Raw genomic sequence first — 1,149 nt, 5'->3', positions numbered from 1 at the left:
GCTCCTGGGCGACGAGGCCGCCTTCCAGAGCGGACTGCCGGTGGAGAAGGTGAAGACCGCGGTGTACCTCACCGCTTCCCTTCTTGCCGGCTCCGTGGTCGCGATCTCGGGCCTCATCGGGTTCGTGGGGCTCATCGTGCCGCACGGGGCGAGGGCGATCGTGGGCTCGGGCCATCGTCGCCTGCTGCCGGCCGCCTTTCTCCTCGGGGGGACGTTCCTCATCGTGGCGGACGTGCTGGCCCGGACCGCGGGTCCCTCCGGGGAACTCCCGGTGGGAGCGGTCACCGCCCTTTCCGGGGCGCCTTTCTTCCTCTATCTCCTCCGCCGCGACAGGGGAAAGCCGTGAGAGACGACTTTCTGGCCGCGAGAGGCGTGACCTTCCGGTACGGGGAGCGGGAGGTGCTGGCCGGAGTCGACCTTCGCGTCGGCGAGGGGGAAGTGGCCATCCTTCTGGGGCCGAACGGCGCCGGGAAAAGCACGCTTCTGAAGATCTTCTCGGGCCTGCATCGACCCCATGCGGGGGAGGTGACCGTCCTGGGGCGCCCCCCCTCTTCGTACGGGAGAAGGCAGATGGCCAGGATTCTTTCGGTGGCGGGACAGGACCCGCCCTTCGATTTCCCGATGTCGGTGGAGGATTACGTGCTTCTCGGCCGGTTTCCCCACTACGGGTTCTTCGGACAGGCGACGGCCCTGGACCGGGAGGAGGTCGCCCGGGCGCTTGCGATGACCTCCCTCGAGGGGCTGAAGACCCGGGGGTTGGGCGAAATCTCCGCGGGGGAGCGGCAACGGGCCGCCCTTGCGAGGGCGATCGCCCAGGGGGCGAAGGTGATGCTTCTGGACGAGCCGACGGCGTTCCTCGACATCTACCACCGGGTCGCGTTCTACGAGATCGTCACGCGCCTCTCGGAGTCGCGCGGCGTCACCGCCCTGATCGCCTCGCACGATCTTTCGCTGTGCGCGGAGTACGGGGAGAAGATCGTCCTGCTCGCGGGGGGGAAGATCCGCGCGGTCGGGCGTCCCGGGGAGGTCCTGACCCCCGGCAACGTCTTCGAGGCGTTCGGGGTTGCGGCCGTCTGCGACAGGAACCCGGTGACGGGGTCCGTCCGCGTGACCCCCGTGAGGAGGGACAGGAGGAAGGACCGAGGGGGA

At 69.3% G+C, this 1,149-nt stretch carries 2 protein-coding genes; both read left to right on the top strand.

Annotated elements, in window-relative coordinates; genetic code table 11:
* Positions 1 to 346: iron chelate uptake ABC transporter family permease subunit (locus VJ307_00885; protein HJX72680.1), on the top strand; the 346-nt coding region annotated here is incomplete at its 5' end.
* A partial coding sequence (locus VJ307_00880; protein ID HJX72679.1) for an ABC transporter ATP-binding protein occupies positions 343 to 1,149 on the top strand: 807 nt, incomplete at its 3' end. The genes VJ307_00885 and VJ307_00880, both read left to right, overlap by 4 nt.

The sequence above is a fragment of the Candidatus Deferrimicrobiaceae bacterium genome (genome assembly GCA_035256765.1).
Taxonomy (GTDB): domain Bacteria; phylum Desulfobacterota; class Deferrimicrobia; order Deferrimicrobiales; family Deferrimicrobiaceae; genus CSP1-8.
Note: the sequence above shows the minus strand (reverse complement) of the source record. Positions and strands in the feature narration are given on the sequence as shown.